Raw genomic sequence first — 15,770 nt, forward strand, 5'->3', positions numbered from 1 at the left:
CGCACAATGCGGCGATGGACGCCCAGACCTCATTCACCCTCTACGCACAGCGCCGCGCCCGCCTGGCCGCGCAGCTGACCCCCGGCGGCATCGCCATCGTGCCCACCGCGCCCGAGCAGCAGCGCAACCGCGACAGCGACTTCCTGTTCCGGCACGACAGCTACTTCTACTACCTGACCGGCTTCACCGAGCCCAACGCCTGGCTCGTACTGACCGCCGAGGGCGAGGCGACGCTGTTCTGCAACCCCAAGGACCAAGAACGCGAGATCTGGGACGGCATCCGCCTGGGTCCCGCCGCCGCGCCCGACGCGCTGGGCGTGCAGGCCGCCTTCCCGACGACCGAGCTGGACCAGCGCCTGCCCAAGCTGCTGGAAAACCGCAGCGTGGTCTGGTACCCGTTCGCCACCCACAAGGGGCTGGACGGCCGCATCAACGGCTGGCTCGAACCCGTGCGCGCCCGCGTGCGCTACGGCGCGCTCTGCCCCGAGCAGCAGCGCGACCTGTGCGGCCCGCTGGACGAGATGCGCCTGATCAAGGACGCGCACGAACAGGCCGTGATGCGCCGCGCCTCGCAGATCAGCGCGCGCGCCCACATCCGCGCCATGCAGCGCAGCGCCGCCATGCTGCGCGCCGGGCAGGACGTGCGCGAGTACCACCTGGACGCCGAGCTGCTGCACGAGTTCCGCCAGCACGGCTCGCAGTATCCGGCCTACGGCAGCATCGTGGCCGCCGGCGCCAACGCCTGCGTGCTGCACTACCGCGCCGACGCCGCGCCCATCCGCAGCGGCGAGCTGGTGCTGATCGACGCCGGCTGCGAGCTCGACGGTTATGCGTCGGACATCACCCGCACCTTCCCGGCGAACGGCACGTTCACCGGCCCGCAGCGCACGCTGTACGACCTGGTGCTGGCCTCTCAGGACGCTGCGGTGGCCGCCACGAAACCCGGCAACCGCTTCACCGACCCGCACGAGGCCACGGTGGCCGTGCTGGCCCAGGGCTTGCTGGACGTGGGGCTGCTGGACAAGAACAAGGTCGGCAGCGCGCAGGACGTGATCGCCAGCCGCGCCTACTTCCCGTTCTACATGCACCGCACCGGCCACTGGCTGGGCATGGACGTGCACGACTGCGGCAGCTATGTTGAGCCGACCGAGGTGGGCACGGTGAACGAGCGCAAGGACCCGCTGTCCGGCGAAGTGATCAAGGACCGGCCCAGCCGCATCCTGCGCCCGGGCATGGCGCTGACCATCGAGCCCGGCCTGTACGTGCGCCCCGGTGAGGGTGTGCCGGAGGCGTTCTGGAACATCGGCATCCGCATCGAGGACGACGCCATCGTCACCGAGTCCGGCTGCGAGCTGATCACGCGCGACGTGCCGGTCAAGGCCGACGAGATCGAAGCGCTGATGCGCGGCTGAGGTGGCGCGGATCGTCAGCGTCCAGACCGGCGTGGTCCGCCCCCTGAGGGTGGGTGAGCGGCGCGTGCTGTCGGCCATCGGCAAGACACCGGTGGGCGGCGCGGTGGCGGTCGGACCGCTGGGCCTGGCCGGCGACGAACAGGCCGACCCGGCCTACCACGGTGGCCTGGACAAGGCGGTCTACGCCTACCCGGTGGAACACCTGCCGACCTGGCAGTGCCTGCGGCGCGAACGCAGCGTATCGATGTTCGACGAACCGCTGCCGTTCGGCTTCGTCGGCGAGAACCTGAGTGTGGAAGGCCTGCGCGAGAGCGAAGTGTGGATTGGCGACGAATGGGCCATCGGCGATCTGGTGCTGCGCGTCACCGCGCCGCGCGAACCCTGCTCGAAGTTCAACGCCGTGACCGGGCTGCCCGACGCAGGGCGTCTCATGGTGGATGCCTGCAACTGCGGCTGGTACCTGGCCGTGGCGCAGCCGGGCACGGTGCAGGCCGGACAGGACATCGCTGTGCGCCCCGGCCGGCGCGGCATGACCGTGGCGCAGGCCTTTCTCGCCAAGCGGGCCAAACACATCCGTTGAGGCGGGGCAAAGCCGCCGGGCGGCGCATGCGGTACAACCGCCGCATGAACACCCCGCCCCGCATCCTCTGCCTGACCATGAACCCTTCGGTCGACCTCGCGACCGAGACCGAATCCGTCGTGCCCACGCACAAGCTGCGCTGCGGCGACACGCTGCACGACGCGGGCGGCGGCGGCGTCAACGTGGCGCGCGTGCTCACGCGGCTGGGCGGACGCTGCGTGGCGCTGTGCCCCACCGGTGGCTCCCCGGGTCAGTGGCTGGAAAAGCGCATGCGCGACGAGGGGCTGGACAGCGTGTTCCTGCCGATCGCCGACGAAACCCGCGTCAGCTTCACCGTGCACGAACACAGCACCGGCGCCGAGTTCCGCTTCGTCATGCCCGGCCCGCACCTGAGCGAGGCCGAGTGGATGGCCTGCCTGCAGCACCTGGAGCAGCTCGCGGCGTTCCCCGACCTGGTGGTCGCCAGCGGCAGCCTGCCGCCAGGCGTGCCGGCCGACTTCTATGCCCGCGTCGCGCGCCTGTGCCGCCAGCGCGGCGCCAAGCTGGTGCTCGACGCCTCGGGCCCGGCGCTGGCGGCGGCGCTGGCCGAGGGCGTGTTCCTGTTCAAGCCCAACCTCAAGGAGCTGGCCGAGCTCAGCGGCCAGGCGCTGGAGACGCCGGCGCAGTGGCAGGCCGCGGCGCGCCAGCTGGTGCAGGACGGCAAGACCGAGATCGTGGCGCTGACCCTGGGCCACCTGGGCGCACTGCTGGTCACGCGCGACGCGATGTGGTTTGCGCCGCCGCTGGACATGCCGGTGGCCAGCGCGGTGGGCGCGGGCGACAGCTTCGTGGCCGGCCTGGTCTGGGCCTGGCAGCACGGTATGCCAATGGACCAGGCCTTTGCCTGGGGCGTGGCCGCGGGTTCGGCCGCGCTGCTGACGGCCGGCACCGGGCTGGCGCGGCCGGACGACGTGCGGCGGATGTTCGCCAAGGTCCAGGTGCGGGCGGTGGCCTGAGGCCGCGGCGCGGGCCCGGGACCGCACGGGCCGCGACGGCATCTTGAAACATTTATTGATAATGGTTATCATTTAAGACCAGCCAGCCACTGGCGCGCCTGCTGCGCGCGCCGCCAAGAGCCAGCCAATGACCCCCGTCGACCGACGGGTCCGCTGTCTCTTGATCCATGAACACCCACCTGTCTGCCCCGGCAGCGCTCAGCCCGCTCGCCCTCGCCTCCCGCATCGCCCTCGCCAGTTCGGTCCTGTTCGGACTGGCCCCGTCCGCCCTGGCCCAGACGGCCACCGCCACAGAGCCCGCGCTGGGCACGGTGGTCGTGCGCGCCAACGCCATCGCCGCGCCCTCCGAACAGTCGCCGGCCTTCGGCGCGCCGGTGTCCAGTTCGGCCACCGGCCTGGACCTGCGCCTGCGCGAGACGCCCCAGTCCATCAGCGTGACCTCGCAGGCCCAGATGCAGGCCTTCGGCCTCAACGAGGTGCGCACTCTGCTGTCCGGGGTCACCGGCGTGCAGGTCGAGAAGGTCGAGACCGACCGCACCTACTTCTCGGCCCGCGGCTTCGACATCACCAACTTCCAGGAAGACGGCATCGGCCTGCCCTTCGCCTCGGGCCTGCTCAACGGCGACATGGACACCGCCATCTACGACCGCGTCGAGGTGCTGCGCGGCGCCAACGGCCTGCTCTCGTCCACCGGCAACCCCTCGGCCACGGTCAACTTCGTGCGCAAGCGCCCGACCGCGCAGCTGCAGGCCAGCGCCGGCCTGACCCTGGGCTCGTGGAACCTGCGCCGGGTCGACGCCGACCTGGCCGGCCCGCTGAACGCCAGCGGCAGCCTGCGCGGCCGCCTGATCGTGGCCGAGGAAGACAAGGACTCCTACCTCGACCGCTACCAGGCCCGCAAGCAGGTGGCCTCGGGGGTGATCGAGGCCGACCTGGGCCCGTCCACCGTGCTGACCCTGGGACACGCCCAGCAGAACAACCGGCCCCAGGGCCTGATGTGGGGCGCGCTGCCGCTGTACTACAGCGACGGCTCGGCCATCGACTACGACAGCTCGGCCAGCTCCGCACCAGCCTGGGCGCGCTGGAACACCAACGACGGCCGCAGCTTCGCCGAGCTGCTGCACGACCTGGGCAACGGCTGGAGCGCCAAGGCCACGCTCAACCAGCGCCGCATCCGCTCGGACACGGCCATGCTCTACATCTACGGCACGCCCGACCGCGCGACCGGCGCCGGCCTGTTCAGCTGGCCCTCCACCTACGACCACCAGGAACGCCAGACCCTCGCCGACCTGCAGTTCAAGGGGCCGTTCCAGCTCGGCGGCCGCCAGCACGAGGCGGTGTTCGGCGCCTCGGCCGGCCGCAACAAGGTGGACATGGCGTCGAGCTACGACGACCTGGGCCAGGCGCTGACGCTGCAGCAGGTGCTGGACGGCAGCTTCGCGATGCCCGACTTCGACCAGGGCGTCTCGGCCTTCGGCCACCGCGTCGACAAGCGCCGCACGGTCTACAGCGCCGGCAAGTTCAGCCTCTCGGACAGCCTCAAGCTGATCGCCGGGCTGAACCTCACGCGCGCCAGCAGCGCGGGCGTGCAGTACGGCGTCGACCACAACTACCGCGCCAGCAAGACCCAGCCCTTTGCCGGCCTGGTCTACGACGTCCATCCGAACGTCTCGGTCTACGGCAGCGCCGCCAGCATCTTCAACCCGCAGATCGAGCTGGACGCCAGCGGCGCGGTGCTCGACCCGGTGGAGGGCCGCACCGGTGAGGTGGGCATGAAGTTCGAGTCGACCGACAAGCGCCTGAACGCCAGCCTCGCCGTCTTCCGCACGCAGCAGGACAACACCGCCGAGTACGCCGGCTTTGCCAACGGCATCTCCTACTACCGCGGGGTCGACGCCACGGCGCGCGGCTTCGAGGCCGAGATCGCCGGCACCGTGGCCCCGGGCTGGCAGCTCAGCGCCGGCTACGCGCAGAACCGCATCAAGGGCGAGGACGGACAGAACGTGCGCACCTTCGTGCCTCGCCAGACCCTGCGCCTGTCGACCACGGTGGCCATCGACGCGGTGCCCGGCCTGGAGCTGGGCGCCAGCCTGAAATGGCAGAGCGCGATCTCGCGCGACCAGGGCGGCGGCATCACCTCGGCCCAGGACGCCTACGCCCTGCTGGACCTGATGGCGCGCTACCGCTTCAACAAGCACTGGAGCCTGACGGCCAACCTGCGCAACACCACCGACGAGAAGTACCTCAACAGCCTGCTGTGGGACCAGAACTACTACGGCGAGCCGCGCAGCGCCTCGGTGACGCTGAGCTGGGCGTACTGAAGCCATGGCACGGCACGCACCGACCCGGGCCCACATCACCGCCCGCGTGACCGCCGGCATCTTCGGCGCCTACGCATTCACCTGGGGCTTTGCGGCGGCCGGCGTGGCGGCGCTGGTGGGCCTGGGCGTGGAGTACCAAGACGCCGAGATGGGCGTGCTCATGCTCGCCTTCCTGGTGTTCCTGGGCCTGTTCCTCTGGAGCTTCGCCGCCGCCAGCATCGCCCGCGTCTGGGCCGTGCTGGCCGGGGGCGCGGCCCTGCTGTTCACCGCCGCCTGGGCCCTCCAGCGCGCGATCCTGTCCTGAAAGGAAACCCCATGTTCCAGAACGTCCGGCAGTCCATGGCCTGGCTGCACACCTGGTTCGGCCTGGTGATCGGCTTCGTGCTGATCGTGGTGTTCTTCTTCGGCTCGCTCTCGGTGTTCGACCGCGAGATCGACCGTTGGGCCATTCCCGAGACGCGCTTCGACCCGCAGCCCATGCCGTCGTTCGATCAACTGCTGCTGCCGGCGTTCAGGAAGATCGAGCCCGACCAGACCGACTACGCGGCCAACATGGCCACGCTGCACGACCCGGCCAAAGGCCCGATGACGCCGCGCCTGGAACTGCCCGCCGACGAGTACTGGGCCTACACCACGCACCGCGACCCGGTGCTGCGCATGGGCATCGGCTTCAAGGTGCCGCTGGCCAAGGACCCGGACGGCCACAACCACATCCACGGCGAAACCACCATCGACCCGCGCAGTGGCGCCGTGGTGCGCGCCGACCAGCTCAAGATCGGCAGCGACTGGTTCTACCCCATGCACTACAGCCTGAACTGGCAGTGGAAGAACCTGGGCATCTTCCTGGTTGGCCTGGCCGCGCTGGTGATGCTGGCCGCCCTGGTCAGCGGCGTGGTGATCCACCGCAAGATCTTCCGCGAGTTCTTCACCTTCCGGCCGAAGAAGCACACCCAGCGCAGCGCGCTGGACCTGCACAACATGACGGGCGTGGTTGCGCTGCCGTTCCACTTCTTCTTCGCCTTCACCGGCCTGGTGATCTTTGCGGCCTTCTACTTTCTGCCGGTCTCGCAGTTCCAGCTCAAGGGCCTGCACGACCGCCACGAGGTGATGGAGGCGCAGGAAACCGGCCTGCCGCACCAGGCCGCCGGTGTGCCCGCGCCGCTGGCCTCGGTGGACGCGATGGTGGCCGAAGCCAAACGCCGCTGGGCCGCGCGCGACATGGCGGGCGAGGTGGGCTTTCTGATGGTGCACCACGTGGGCGACGCCAACAGCTACGTCAGCGTCTACCGCGCCGGCAGCGACCGCGTGGCGCTGGTGGGCGAGGGCATCCACTTCAAGGGCAGCACCGGCGAGCTGCTGCGCGAGGACCCGCCGCGCAGCCCGGTCTCGGAGATCAACGAGTTCCTCACCGGCCTGCACCTGCAGCATTTCGAACACTGGTTCCTGCGCTGGCTGTACGTGCTGGGTGGCCTGCTGGGCTGCGTCTGCATCGCCACCGGCTTCATCTTCTTTGTCGAGAAGCGCAAGCAGCAGCACGCGAAGGCGGGCGGACAGGGAAGCCGCGTGGTCGACGCGCTGGCCGTGACCACGGTCACCGGCATGGTGATCGCCGCCATCGGCATGCTGGTGGCCAACCGCCTGCTGCCGCCCGATCTGGCAGGCAAGGGCGACTGGGAAAAGGCGGTCTTCTTCGCCGTCTGGGCGCTTGCCCTGGCGCACGCCCTGGTGCGCAGCGCCCCGGTGGCCCAGGCCCGCATGAACCCAGCCTGGCGCGAGCAGTGCTGGGCCATCGTGGCGCTGGCCGTGGCGGCGGTGGTGCTCAATGCCCTCACCACCGGCGACCACCTGGTCAAGACCATGTTCACCGAGACCTACTGGGCCGTGGCCGGCGTGGACCTGAGCCTGCTGGCGAGCGCGGCCATCGCCGGCTGGGCGGCGCGCCAGCTGGCCCGGCGCGAACAGGGTGCCCCCCGCAACGCCGCCGAACCGGCCCACGACGCTGCGGCGGAGGTGGCCCATGTCTGAGGCGTTCTGGCTGCTGCTGGCCGCGGCGCTGAACTTCAGCGGCATGGCCTGGCTCGCGCTGGCGATGGAGGTGCACTGGGGCCAGGTGATGCACCGGCACGCCGACGAGGCGCTGCGCCCGCGCCGGCGGCTGCGAGCCCTGGGCGCAGCGGCCTTGCTGCTCTCGCTCCTGGCCTGTCTGTCGGCCGACTGGCCGTCGATGGCGGTGCTGGTCTGGATCATGCTGCTGGCCGGCAGCGCGGTGGGCGTGGCCATGGTGCTCAGCCGCCGGCCCCGGTGGCTGGCGCCCTGGGTGCTGGGCGGGCGCAACGTCCGGCCCGCATGAACGCGGCCGACACCCCACAGACCCTGCGCGGGGCGGGCCTTCGCCCCACCCTCGGGCGCACCACGGTGCTGAACCTGATGGCGCAGGCGGGCGGCGCGCCGCGGTGCTGCGAGGACCTGTACCGCAGCGCGATGCAGGCCGGGCGTGCGCTGAACGTGAGCAGCATCGCGCACGCGCTGGCCGATCTGGAGCGGGCGGGTTTCATCGAGCGCTTCACGTCGAAGGAAGAACGCCGCCTCTACTACCGCCTGCCGGTGCGGGCCCAGGCCGGCCCCGGCCAGCCGCTGGTGCTGGAGCATCACGGCCGCAGAACCCGGCTGGACGATCCCCTGATCGCGCTGCGCCTGGCCCGCTGGCTGGCGGACCAGGGCGAGGTCCTGGGAGAGGGCGACACGCTGGTGGTGCGCATCGAGCGCGGCACGCCCTCGGTATCGGACGGAACCGGGCACTGACGTGATCGAACGGTTTCACGGTGAGCTGCTGAACTTCCTCACCCGGCGGGTGGGCAACCGCGACCTCGCGGCCGACCTGACACAGGAGAGCTTTGCGCGCGTCTATTCGGCCGCCGGCGCCCGCCCGGTGATGGAGCCGCGCGCGCTGCTCTACACCACGGCGCGCAACCTGCTCACCGACCACCACCGCCGCAGCACCGTCCGCGGCGCGGCGAGCCTGGCGGCGTTCGACCCGGACGGCCCCGAGCGGGACGAACACGCCGGACCGGACACGCACCAGCCCGAAGTGATCCTGGATAGCCGCCAGCGCCTGCAGCGGCTCGAACAGACCCTGGCCGCCCTGCCGCCGCGGGCGCGCGAAGCCTTTGTGCTCGCCAAGATCGATGGCCTCAGCCGCGCCGAGGTGGCGCAGGCCATGGGGGTGAGCGTGAAGACGGTGGAGTCGCACCTGAAGGTGGCGATGCGCGCCTGCGCGCAGGCCCTGCCCGGCCGCACGCCGTCGCGCCGGCACGCCATCACCTCCGTGCTGGCGGTGGGCGGGCTGGCCTGCCTGGGCGGCTGGGCCGGCTGGGCGCACTGGCGGGCGCAGCCCCTGTACCAGCAGGCGTTCAGCACCCGGCGCGGCCAGCAGCAGCGGCTGACCCTGCCGGACAGCAGCCACCTGCGGCTGGACACCGCCACGCGGATCGAGGTGGCCTTCCACCGCGGCCACCGCACGGTGCGGCTGCTGCAGGGCCAGGCCTTCTTTGACGTGACGCCCGACAGCGCGCGACCGTTCCATGTGCGGGCCGATGCGGTGCAGGTGACCGTGGTGGGCACACGCTTCTCGGTGCGGCTCACACCCGAGGTGCCCGGGCGCGCCGGGGTGGAGGTGGCGGTCGAGCACGGGCGCGTGCGCGTGGCCCCCGGCGATGGCTCGGCGGCGGCGTGGCAGCCGCTGTTGCTGGAGGCCGACCAGCGGGCCGTCTTCGACACCGGTGGCGGGCTTCGGTCGGTGGAGCGTGTGCCGGCCGGTGGCGCGGCGCCCTGGCGCGAGCGCCTGCTGAGCATCGACAACCGGCCGCTGGCGCAGGCACTGGCCGAACTGGAGCGCTACGCGCCCCAGGGCATCGCGTCGGTAGACCCCGCGGTGGCCGGCCTGCGGCTGAGCGGCACCTTCGACCCGCACGACGCCGCGGCCACCCGCCGCCTGCTGACGGCCGCGCTGCCGCTGCGGCTGGCCACCGACACCCGCGGCGTGCACCTGAAGCCGGCGCACTGACCGCTGCCCACCGGCCGCACAAAAAAAGTGGCGGGCCACTCCGGCAACACCGGGGCTGGTGCGTCTACCGGAACGACCGCTTTTTTTATACGTCGTTGGAGATCCCATGCACCGCTTCACCCCCCGGCCCGCCCCGCTGGCCCTCGCCCTGTCCCTGGCCTTCGCCTGTGGCGCCCTCTGGGCCCAGGCCAGCAGCCCTCTGGCGCCCGATGCCGCGCCCATCAACATCACCCTGCCGGCCCAGCCGCTGGGCGAGGCGCTCAACGCCTGGGCGCGACAGACCGGCGCGCAGCTCGCAGTGCAGCAGTCGCTGGTCGCGGGCAAGACCGCTCCCGCCGTCACCGGCCCGCTCACCGCCCGCCAGGCGCTGGACCGGCTGCTGGCCGGCAGCGGCCTGAGCGCCACGGTGGACGGCGCGGCGGTCAGCATCCGGCCCGCCGCGCCCAACGGCACGCCCCCCGGTGCCGACGCCGCCTTGCCCGAAGTGAAGGTCACCGCCAAGGCCCTGGGCCCGGCGTCTGCGCTGGGCTACCTGTCGAAGAACAGCAGCACTGGCGCCCTGGGCGACAAGAAGCTGCTGGACACGCCGTTTTCCGTCGCCACGGTGGACAGCGACGACATCGCCGAACGCGGCGCCAAGTCGATCGGCCAGATCTTCGCGAAGGACGCCGCCGTCTCGACCCCGACCAACTCGTTCGCGACCGACTGGTGGGGCACGCAGATCCGCGGCCTGCCGGTGCGCAACACCTACATCGACGACATCCCGATGCTGCTGTACTGGGGCGGCGACTTTCCGACCGAGATCACCGAGAGCGTCACCGCCCTCAAGGGCCTGACGGGCTTCATGTACGGCTTCGGTGAACCGGGCGGGGCGCTGAGCTACCAGCTCAAGCGGCCCAAGGCCGACAACGAGACCCTGGTGCAGCTGGGCTACCGCAACCCGGGCCTGGCCACGGTGCACCTGGACACCAGCCGGCGGCTGACCGAGGACACCGGCCTGCGGGCCAACGTCGCCACCGAACAGGGCACGGCCTACAACGCGGCCAAGATCGACCGCACGGTCGCGTCCCTCGCGCTCGACCAGTCGCTGAGCCGCTCGGTCCAGTGGCACAACACCCTGGTCTACGAGGACAGCCGCAACCAGGCCGAGCCCATCCAGCTCTACCTTGAAGCCTACGACCACGTGGGCAGCGGCGGGCAGTTGCCCACCGTGACCTACGACTACGACCAGCTCAACGTCGACAACGCCTACTACCGGACCAAGACCCTGCTGGCGTCCACCGGCATCGACTGGGCCATCGACGACCAGTGGACGCTGAAGACCCAGCTGGGCTTCTCGCGCAAGGACCACCGCTCCAACAAGGCCTTTGCCGACCTGCTCAACCGAGAGGGCGACTACAGGGGCGCGATGTACAACTTCGCCGGCCAGCTGGACAACGTGTTCTCGCAGGCGGTGCTGCAGGGCACGGTGCAGGCCGCGGGCCTGAAGCACGATCTGGTGGCCGGGGCCGGCATGCAGGCCAGCCGCGACCGCTGGGCCAGCGAGTTCTACTGGTCGAACGACTTCAACGGCAACCTCTACCGCGAGCAGACGTACCGGTCCACCCGCACCCCCGACTTCGCGCTGCTGCCGGTGAGCTCCGACACGCGCCAGACCTCGGTCTTCGCCAGCGACACGCTGCATTTCAATGACCGCTGGCAGGCCATCGCCGGGCTGCGGTTCACGCGCTACCGCATCAAGGACCTGGACGGCGACCCGGCGGTCGATTCCGCCTACAACATCACCAACACCAGTCCCACCCTGGCGCTGATCCACAAGCCAAACGCCCACACCAGCCTCTACGGCAGCTATGTGGAAGGGCTGGAGCCCGGTGCCCGCGTCAGCCCGCCCTACGCCAACGCCGGCGAGCTGCTCAAGGCCACGGTGTCGAAGCAGTACGAGATCGGTGCCAAACACGAACACGAAGGCGTCGACTACGCGGCGGCCCTGTTCCGGGTGGAACGCGCCAACCAGATCGACGCACTGCGCGGCGGCGAGCGCTTCCTCACCCAGGACGGCCGACTGACCTATCAGGGCCTGGAGCTCAGCGGCGCCTACCCGCTGGGCAAGGCCCTGAGCGTCGGCCTGTCGGCGGTCTATCTGGACGCCACCATCGACAAGGTCTCCATCGACAACGCTGCGCTCCAGGGCAATGCGCCGTCGTTTGCTCCCAGGTGGCAGGTGGCGGCCAGCGTCCAGTACCTGGTGCCGGCCGTGCGGGGACTGAAGCTGCACGGCACCGCCCGCTACGCGGGTGCGTCCTACACCACCGACGCCAACACCCTGCAGATCCCGGCCCGCACGGTCTTCAACGCCGGGTTTGCCTACGACTTCTCGGTCCGCGGCCAGGCGCTCACCCTGCTGGGCAACGTCTACAACCTGTTCAACAAGAAGTACTGGGCCGGCGGCGGCTGGTCGGCCGGCAACCTGGGCGAGGCGCGCAACGTGTCGCTGAGCCTGCAGACCCGGTTCTGAAAGCTTGATCGGCATCAAGCCCTGTCGGCGGTCCGGATCGCCGGCAAACACATCTAAAATAAAATCGTTCTCATTTACTTTCCACTGGAGCAACCACCGATGAAACTGCACACCGTCGCCGCCGCCGTGCTGGCCCTGGCTTCCCTGACCGCCGCCTCGCTGCCGGCCCATGCCCAGACCGCTGCACCCGCGGCCGCGGCGGCTGCAGCCGTCGACCACAAGGCCGTGGCCACCCACTACGCGGCTCTGGTGCACGCCAACTACGCCGACACCCTGGCCGCCGCCAAGGACCTGCAGGCCGCCATCGCCGAGTTCACCAAGGCGCCCTCGGCCGACGGCCTGACCAAGGCCCGCAAGGCCTGGCTGGACGCGCGCGAGTTCTACGGCCAGACGGAGGCCTTCCGCTTCTACGGCGGCCCGATCGACGACGACAAGGGCCCCGAGGGTCAGATCAACGCCTGGCCGCTGGACGAGGCCTATGTGGACTACGTGACCGGCAAGGCCGGCGCGGGCATGGTCAACAACGCCAAGTTCAAGATCACCAAGGCGGCGCTGGCCAAGGCCAACGAGCGCGGCGGCGAAGAGAACATCAGCGCCGGCTGGCACGCCATCGAGTTCCTGCTGTGGGGCCAGGACCAGAGCGAGACCGGCCCGGGCAACCGCTCGTTCGAGGACTACGTGGTGGGCAAGGGCCCCAACGCCGAGCGCCGCGCGCAGTACCTGACCGTGGCCACCGAGCTGCTGATCGACGACCTGTCGGCCATGGTCAAGGCCTGGGAACCCAACGCCAAGAACTACCGCGCCAAGTTCGAGAAGGGCGGCAAGGAGTCGGTGCGCAAGATCATCGTCGGCCTGGGCTCGCTCTCGCGCGGTGAACTCTCGGGCGAGCGCATGGAAGTGGCGCTGAATTCGCAGGACCAAGAAGACGAACACTCCTGCTTCTCCGACAACACGCACCGCGACGTGGTGAGCAACGCCAAGGGCATCCAGAACGTGTGGACCGGCGAGTACACGCGCCGCGACGGCAGCGTGCTCAAGGGCCCGGGTGTGCGCGACCTGGTGGCCGCCAAGAACCCGGCCCTGGCCGAGAAGACCACGGCCCAGATCGCCGACTCCGTGAAGGGCGCCGAGGCCATTCCCGCGCCGTTCGACCGCGCCATCGTCAAGGGCTCGGCCGGCCACCCGGCCATCGAGAAGACGATCGCCAGCCTGGTGTCGCAGTCCAAGCTGCTGGTCGAGTCGGCCTCCGCCGTCGGCATCGCCAAGCTGACCCTCGTGGAGCCCTGATCCTTCATGAACTTCCTACCCAAAGCCACGCGCCTTGCGCCAGCCATGGGAGCCGCCGCCCTCGGGGTGGCGGCGCTCTTGCTGATCAGCCAGGCCGCCGCCGACGCCGACCCGGACCCGCTGGGCGAATTCACCGGCGGTGCCACCACCGTGCACACCACGGGCAAGAACTCGTTTTCTTTCCCGCTGGCCAACCTGGACGATGCCGAGCGCACGCGCTTTGTCATCGGCAACTCCTTCTTCAAGCGCAACTGGGTCGAGACCCCCGCCTCCACCACGGCGCGCGACGGCCTGGGCCCGCACTTCATCGCGCGCTCCTGCGCCGGCTGCCACGTGATGGATGGCCGTGGTGCGCCGCCCGACTGGAAGAAGACGCTCGGCCCCGAGCCCGACCCGACGGTGGCGCTGCTGTTCCGCCTCTCGGTGCCGGGCACGCCCGCGCCGCACGACGGCGTGGTGCCCGAGCCGACCTACGGTGACCAGTTCAACAACGCCGCCATCCAGGGCGTGAAGCCCGAGGGCACGGTGCGCATCCGCAGCACGCCGGTGCACGGCCGCTTCGCCGACGGCACGCGCTACACGCTGCACCAACCCGTCTACAGCTTCACCGATCTCGGCTACGGCCCGATGGCCAGGGACGTGATGGTCAGCCCGCGCATTGCGCCGCACATGGCCGGCCTGGGTCTGCTCGAAGCCATTCCCGAGAGCGAGATCCTGGCCAACGCGCGCGAGCAGGCCGCCGCGCCCGGCCCCATCAAGGGCCAGTCCAACCGCGTCTGGGACGCCTTCGCGCAGAAGGAGGTCATCGGCCGCTTCGGCTGGAAGGCCAACACCGGCAGCCTGGCGCACCAGAGCGCGGGCGCGTTCCTGGGCGACATGGGCATCACCAGCAGCGTCAACTGGCGCGAGGCCTGTGCGCCCGCGCAGAAAGACTGTCTGGCCGCACCGCACGGCGGCGGCAAGCGCACCGGCCACGACGGGCTCATGCCTTCGTCGCAGGCCAGCGCGCAGGTGCCCGAGATCGACGACCAGACCCTGGGCGACGTGGTGTTCTACGCCGCCACCCTGGCCCCGGCCGCGCGCCGCAAGCCCGACGACCCGCAGGTGCTGCGCGGTCAGGCGCTGTTCGCGCAGGCCCAGTGCGCTGCCTGCCACCGCCCGGGCTACACCACCGGCGAGCCGCTGTTCCCGCGCCTGACCAGCCCCAAGGTGGCCGGCCAGCGCATCTGGCCCTACACCGACCTGCTGCTGCACGACATGGGCGAGGGCCTGGCCGATGGCCGGCCGGACTTCCAGGCGAATGGCCGGCAATGGAAGACGCCGCCGCTGTGGGGCGTGGGTCTGTTCAAGGACGTGAACGGCCACCAGCGCCTGCTGCACGACGGCCGCGCCAACGGCGTGCTCGAAGCCGTGCTGTGGCATGGGGGCGAGGCACTGGCGTCCAAGGACCAGGTGCTGAAGTTCTCGAAACGTGACCGCGACGCGCTGATCGCGTTCGTCAACTCCTTGTGAAGGCGCAAACATGATCAACCGCCGACACACCCTGGCCGGCCTGCTGGCCATCGCGGCGCTGCCCGTCACCAGTCTGCACGCGCAGACCGGTGGCGTGCTCGCCTTCCCCTACTACAGCGGCGAGGACGCGCTGCAGGGCCTGTACGCGCAGCACCTGCCGCCGCTGGCGCGCGACTTCGAATCGCAGGCCAAAGCCCTGACCGCTGCCGCGCGCCAGCACTGCGCGGGCCCCGCCGCCCCCGCGGCGCTGAAGGACGCCTGGCGCCGCGCCCTGCTGTCGTGGCAGACCCTGTCCAGCCCCGCGCTGGGCCCGGTGATCGAGCGCCGTTCGCAGCGGCAGATCGACTTCTGGCCCACACGGCCTGCCCTGCTGGCCAAGGCGCTGGAGCGCGCGCCGAAGACGCTGGCCGACATGGAGTCCATCGGCACACCGGCCAAGGGCTTTCCGGCCATGGAACAGCTGCTGGCCGCCCCACCCTCGCCCGCGCACTGCCCCTACCTCGTGCTGGTGGCCGAAGGCATCGAGGCCGAGGCGGTGGCGCTGCGCACTGATTTCGACGCACTCGCTGCGCGCGACTGGACGCAAGACGAGGACGCCGCCCGCAGCGCCTTCGCCGAGTGGATCAACCAGTGGCTGGGTGGCCTGGAGCGGCTGCGCTGGGCCCACATCGAACAGCCGGTGCAGAAGGCCCGCACGGCTGGCAAGGGTCACGTGCCCGAGTTCGCCCGTCTGGCTCCTGCCGACAACGCAGTCGAGTGGCGAGCGCAGTGGCAGGCGCTGCGGGTGCAGGCGCGCCTGAGCGCCGCGCAGCGCGCCCAGCCGCCGCAGCCGGGCCAGGGCCTGGTGCCCATCGAGGCCCTGCTGATGGGCAAGGGCCACATTGCGGTGGCGCAGCGCTGGGGCCAGGCGCTGGACCGCGCCGACGCCGCCATCGCCGCGCTGCCCGCGAAGGCGGGCGAGAAGGAGCTGATGGCGCTGTCGAAGACGCTCAAGGGCGTGACCACGCTGTTCCAGGCGGAGGTGGCGGCGGCGCTGGATGTGCCGCTGGGGTTTTCTGATGCTGATGGAGACTAACCCCCCTGCG

General features: G+C 70.7%; 13 protein-coding genes. All 13 read left to right on the plus strand.

The genetic code is table 11. The annotated features are described in order from the left end of the window. Window positions 1–14 precede the first annotated feature (14 nt). The 13 genes from HFL01S_RS12210 (at window position 15) to HFL01S_RS12270 (ending at window position 15,760) form a co-directional block, all read left to right on the plus strand. Window positions 15–1,412, plus strand: coding sequence for an aminopeptidase P N-terminal domain-containing protein (locus tag HFL01S_RS12210; RefSeq protein ID WP_066258763.1), 1,398 nt, complete (start codon window positions 15–17; stop codon window positions 1,410–1,412). Between the two features lie 31 nt (window positions 1,413–1,443). Continuing rightward, complete coding sequence (locus tag HFL01S_RS12215) at window positions 1,444–1,992, plus strand: MOSC domain-containing protein (protein ID WP_245644794.1); 549 nt, start codon at window positions 1,444–1,446, stop codon at window positions 1,990–1,992. Between the two features lie 44 nt (window positions 1,993–2,036). Beyond that, a complete protein-coding gene (locus HFL01S_RS12220) occupies window positions 2,037–2,987 on the plus strand; it encodes a 1-phosphofructokinase family hexose kinase (RefSeq protein WP_066258840.1) in 951 nt (316 codons plus the stop codon). 167 nt (window positions 2,988–3,154) lie between these two features. Then, entirely contained in the window at window positions 3,155–5,308 is a 2,154-nt protein-coding gene (locus HFL01S_RS12225) for a TonB-dependent siderophore receptor (RefSeq protein WP_084383250.1), read from the plus strand. Window positions 5,309–5,312: 4 nt separating this feature from the next. Then, complete coding sequence (locus HFL01S_RS12230) at window positions 5,313–5,612, plus strand: iron uptake protein (RefSeq protein WP_066258766.1); 300 nt, start codon at window positions 5,313–5,315, stop codon at window positions 5,610–5,612. 11 nt (window positions 5,613–5,623) lie between these two features. Further along, the gene (locus tag HFL01S_RS12235; RefSeq protein WP_066258767.1) at window positions 5,624–7,333 is read left to right on the plus strand and encodes a PepSY-associated TM helix domain-containing protein; all 1,710 of its coding nucleotides are present in this window, start codon (window positions 5,624–5,626) and stop codon (window positions 7,331–7,333) included. After that, complete coding sequence (locus HFL01S_RS12240) at window positions 7,326–7,658, plus strand: DUF3325 family protein (RefSeq protein ID WP_066258768.1); 333 nt, start codon at window positions 7,326–7,328, stop codon at window positions 7,656–7,658. The genes HFL01S_RS12235 and HFL01S_RS12240 overlap by 8 nt, the downstream gene beginning before the upstream one ends. Then, on the plus strand, window positions 7,655–8,110 hold the full coding sequence (locus tag HFL01S_RS12245) for a hypothetical protein (protein ID WP_066258771.1): 456 nt from the start codon (window positions 7,655–7,657) through the stop codon (window positions 8,108–8,110). Before HFL01S_RS12240 ends, HFL01S_RS12245 begins: the two co-directional genes overlap by 4 nt. 1 nt (window position 8,111) lies before the next feature. Beyond that, complete coding sequence (locus HFL01S_RS12250; RefSeq protein ID WP_066258773.1) at window positions 8,112–9,371, plus strand: sigma-70 family RNA polymerase sigma factor; 1,260 nt, start codon at window positions 8,112–8,114, stop codon at window positions 9,369–9,371. Between the two features lie 106 nt (window positions 9,372–9,477). Then, complete coding sequence (locus HFL01S_RS12255; RefSeq protein ID WP_066258775.1) at window positions 9,478–11,886, plus strand: TonB-dependent siderophore receptor; 2,409 nt, start codon at window positions 9,478–9,480, stop codon at window positions 11,884–11,886. A gap of 99 nt (window positions 11,887–11,985) precedes the next feature. Beyond that, window positions 11,986–13,173 (plus strand): imelysin family protein, encoded by a 1,188-nt coding sequence (locus HFL01S_RS12260; protein WP_066258777.1) that lies wholly within the window; start codon window positions 11,986–11,988, stop codon window positions 13,171–13,173. A 6-nt stretch (window positions 13,174–13,179) separates the two neighbouring features. After that, window positions 13,180–14,685: a di-heme oxidoreductase family protein gene (locus HFL01S_RS12265; protein ID WP_066258779.1), complete on the plus strand. Its 1,506-nt coding sequence runs from the start codon at window positions 13,180–13,182 to the stop codon at window positions 14,683–14,685. A gap of 10 nt (window positions 14,686–14,695) precedes the next feature. Continuing rightward, window positions 14,696–15,760, plus strand: coding sequence for an imelysin family protein (locus tag HFL01S_RS12270; RefSeq protein WP_066258781.1), 1,065 nt, complete (start codon window positions 14,696–14,698; stop codon window positions 15,758–15,760). Window positions 15,761–15,770: the final 10 nt, after the last annotated feature.

The organism is Hydrogenophaga flava NBRC 102514 (assembly GCF_001571145.1).
GTDB classification, from domain to species: domain Bacteria; phylum Pseudomonadota; class Gammaproteobacteria; order Burkholderiales; family Burkholderiaceae_C; genus Hydrogenophaga; species Hydrogenophaga flava.

Bases quoted from the DNA above. Each gene is read 5' to 3' on its own strand.
- HFL01S_RS12240 (WP_066258768.1), top strand. From the start codon at position 7,326: ATGTCTGAGGCGTTCTGGCTGCTGCTGGCCGCGGCGCTGAACTTCAGC.
- HFL01S_RS12225 (WP_084383250.1), top strand. From the start codon at position 3,155: ATGAACACCCACCTGTCTGCCCCGGCAGCGCTCAGCCCGCTCGCCCTC.
- HFL01S_RS12255 (WP_066258775.1), top strand. From the start codon at position 9,478: ATGCACCGCTTCACCCCCCGGCCCGCCCCGCTGGCCCTCGCCCTGTCC.
- HFL01S_RS12270 (WP_066258781.1), top strand. From the start codon at position 14,696: ATGATCAACCGCCGACACACCCTGGCCGGCCTGCTGGCCATCGCGGCG.
- HFL01S_RS12220 (WP_066258840.1), top strand. From the start codon at position 2,037: ATGAACACCCCGCCCCGCATCCTCTGCCTGACCATGAACCCTTCGGTC.
- HFL01S_RS12235 (WP_066258767.1), top strand. From the start codon at position 5,624: ATGTTCCAGAACGTCCGGCAGTCCATGGCCTGGCTGCACACCTGGTTC.
- HFL01S_RS12230 (WP_066258766.1), top strand. From the start codon at position 5,313: ATGGCACGGCACGCACCGACCCGGGCCCACATCACCGCCCGCGTGACC.
- HFL01S_RS12245 (WP_066258771.1), top strand. From the start codon at position 7,655: ATGAACGCGGCCGACACCCCACAGACCCTGCGCGGGGCGGGCCTTCGC.
- HFL01S_RS12260 (WP_066258777.1), top strand. From the start codon at position 11,986: ATGAAACTGCACACCGTCGCCGCCGCCGTGCTGGCCCTGGCTTCCCTG.
- HFL01S_RS12210 (WP_066258763.1), top strand. From the start codon at position 15: ATGGACGCCCAGACCTCATTCACCCTCTACGCACAGCGCCGCGCCCGC.
- HFL01S_RS12265 (WP_066258779.1), top strand. From the start codon at position 13,180: ATGAACTTCCTACCCAAAGCCACGCGCCTTGCGCCAGCCATGGGAGCC.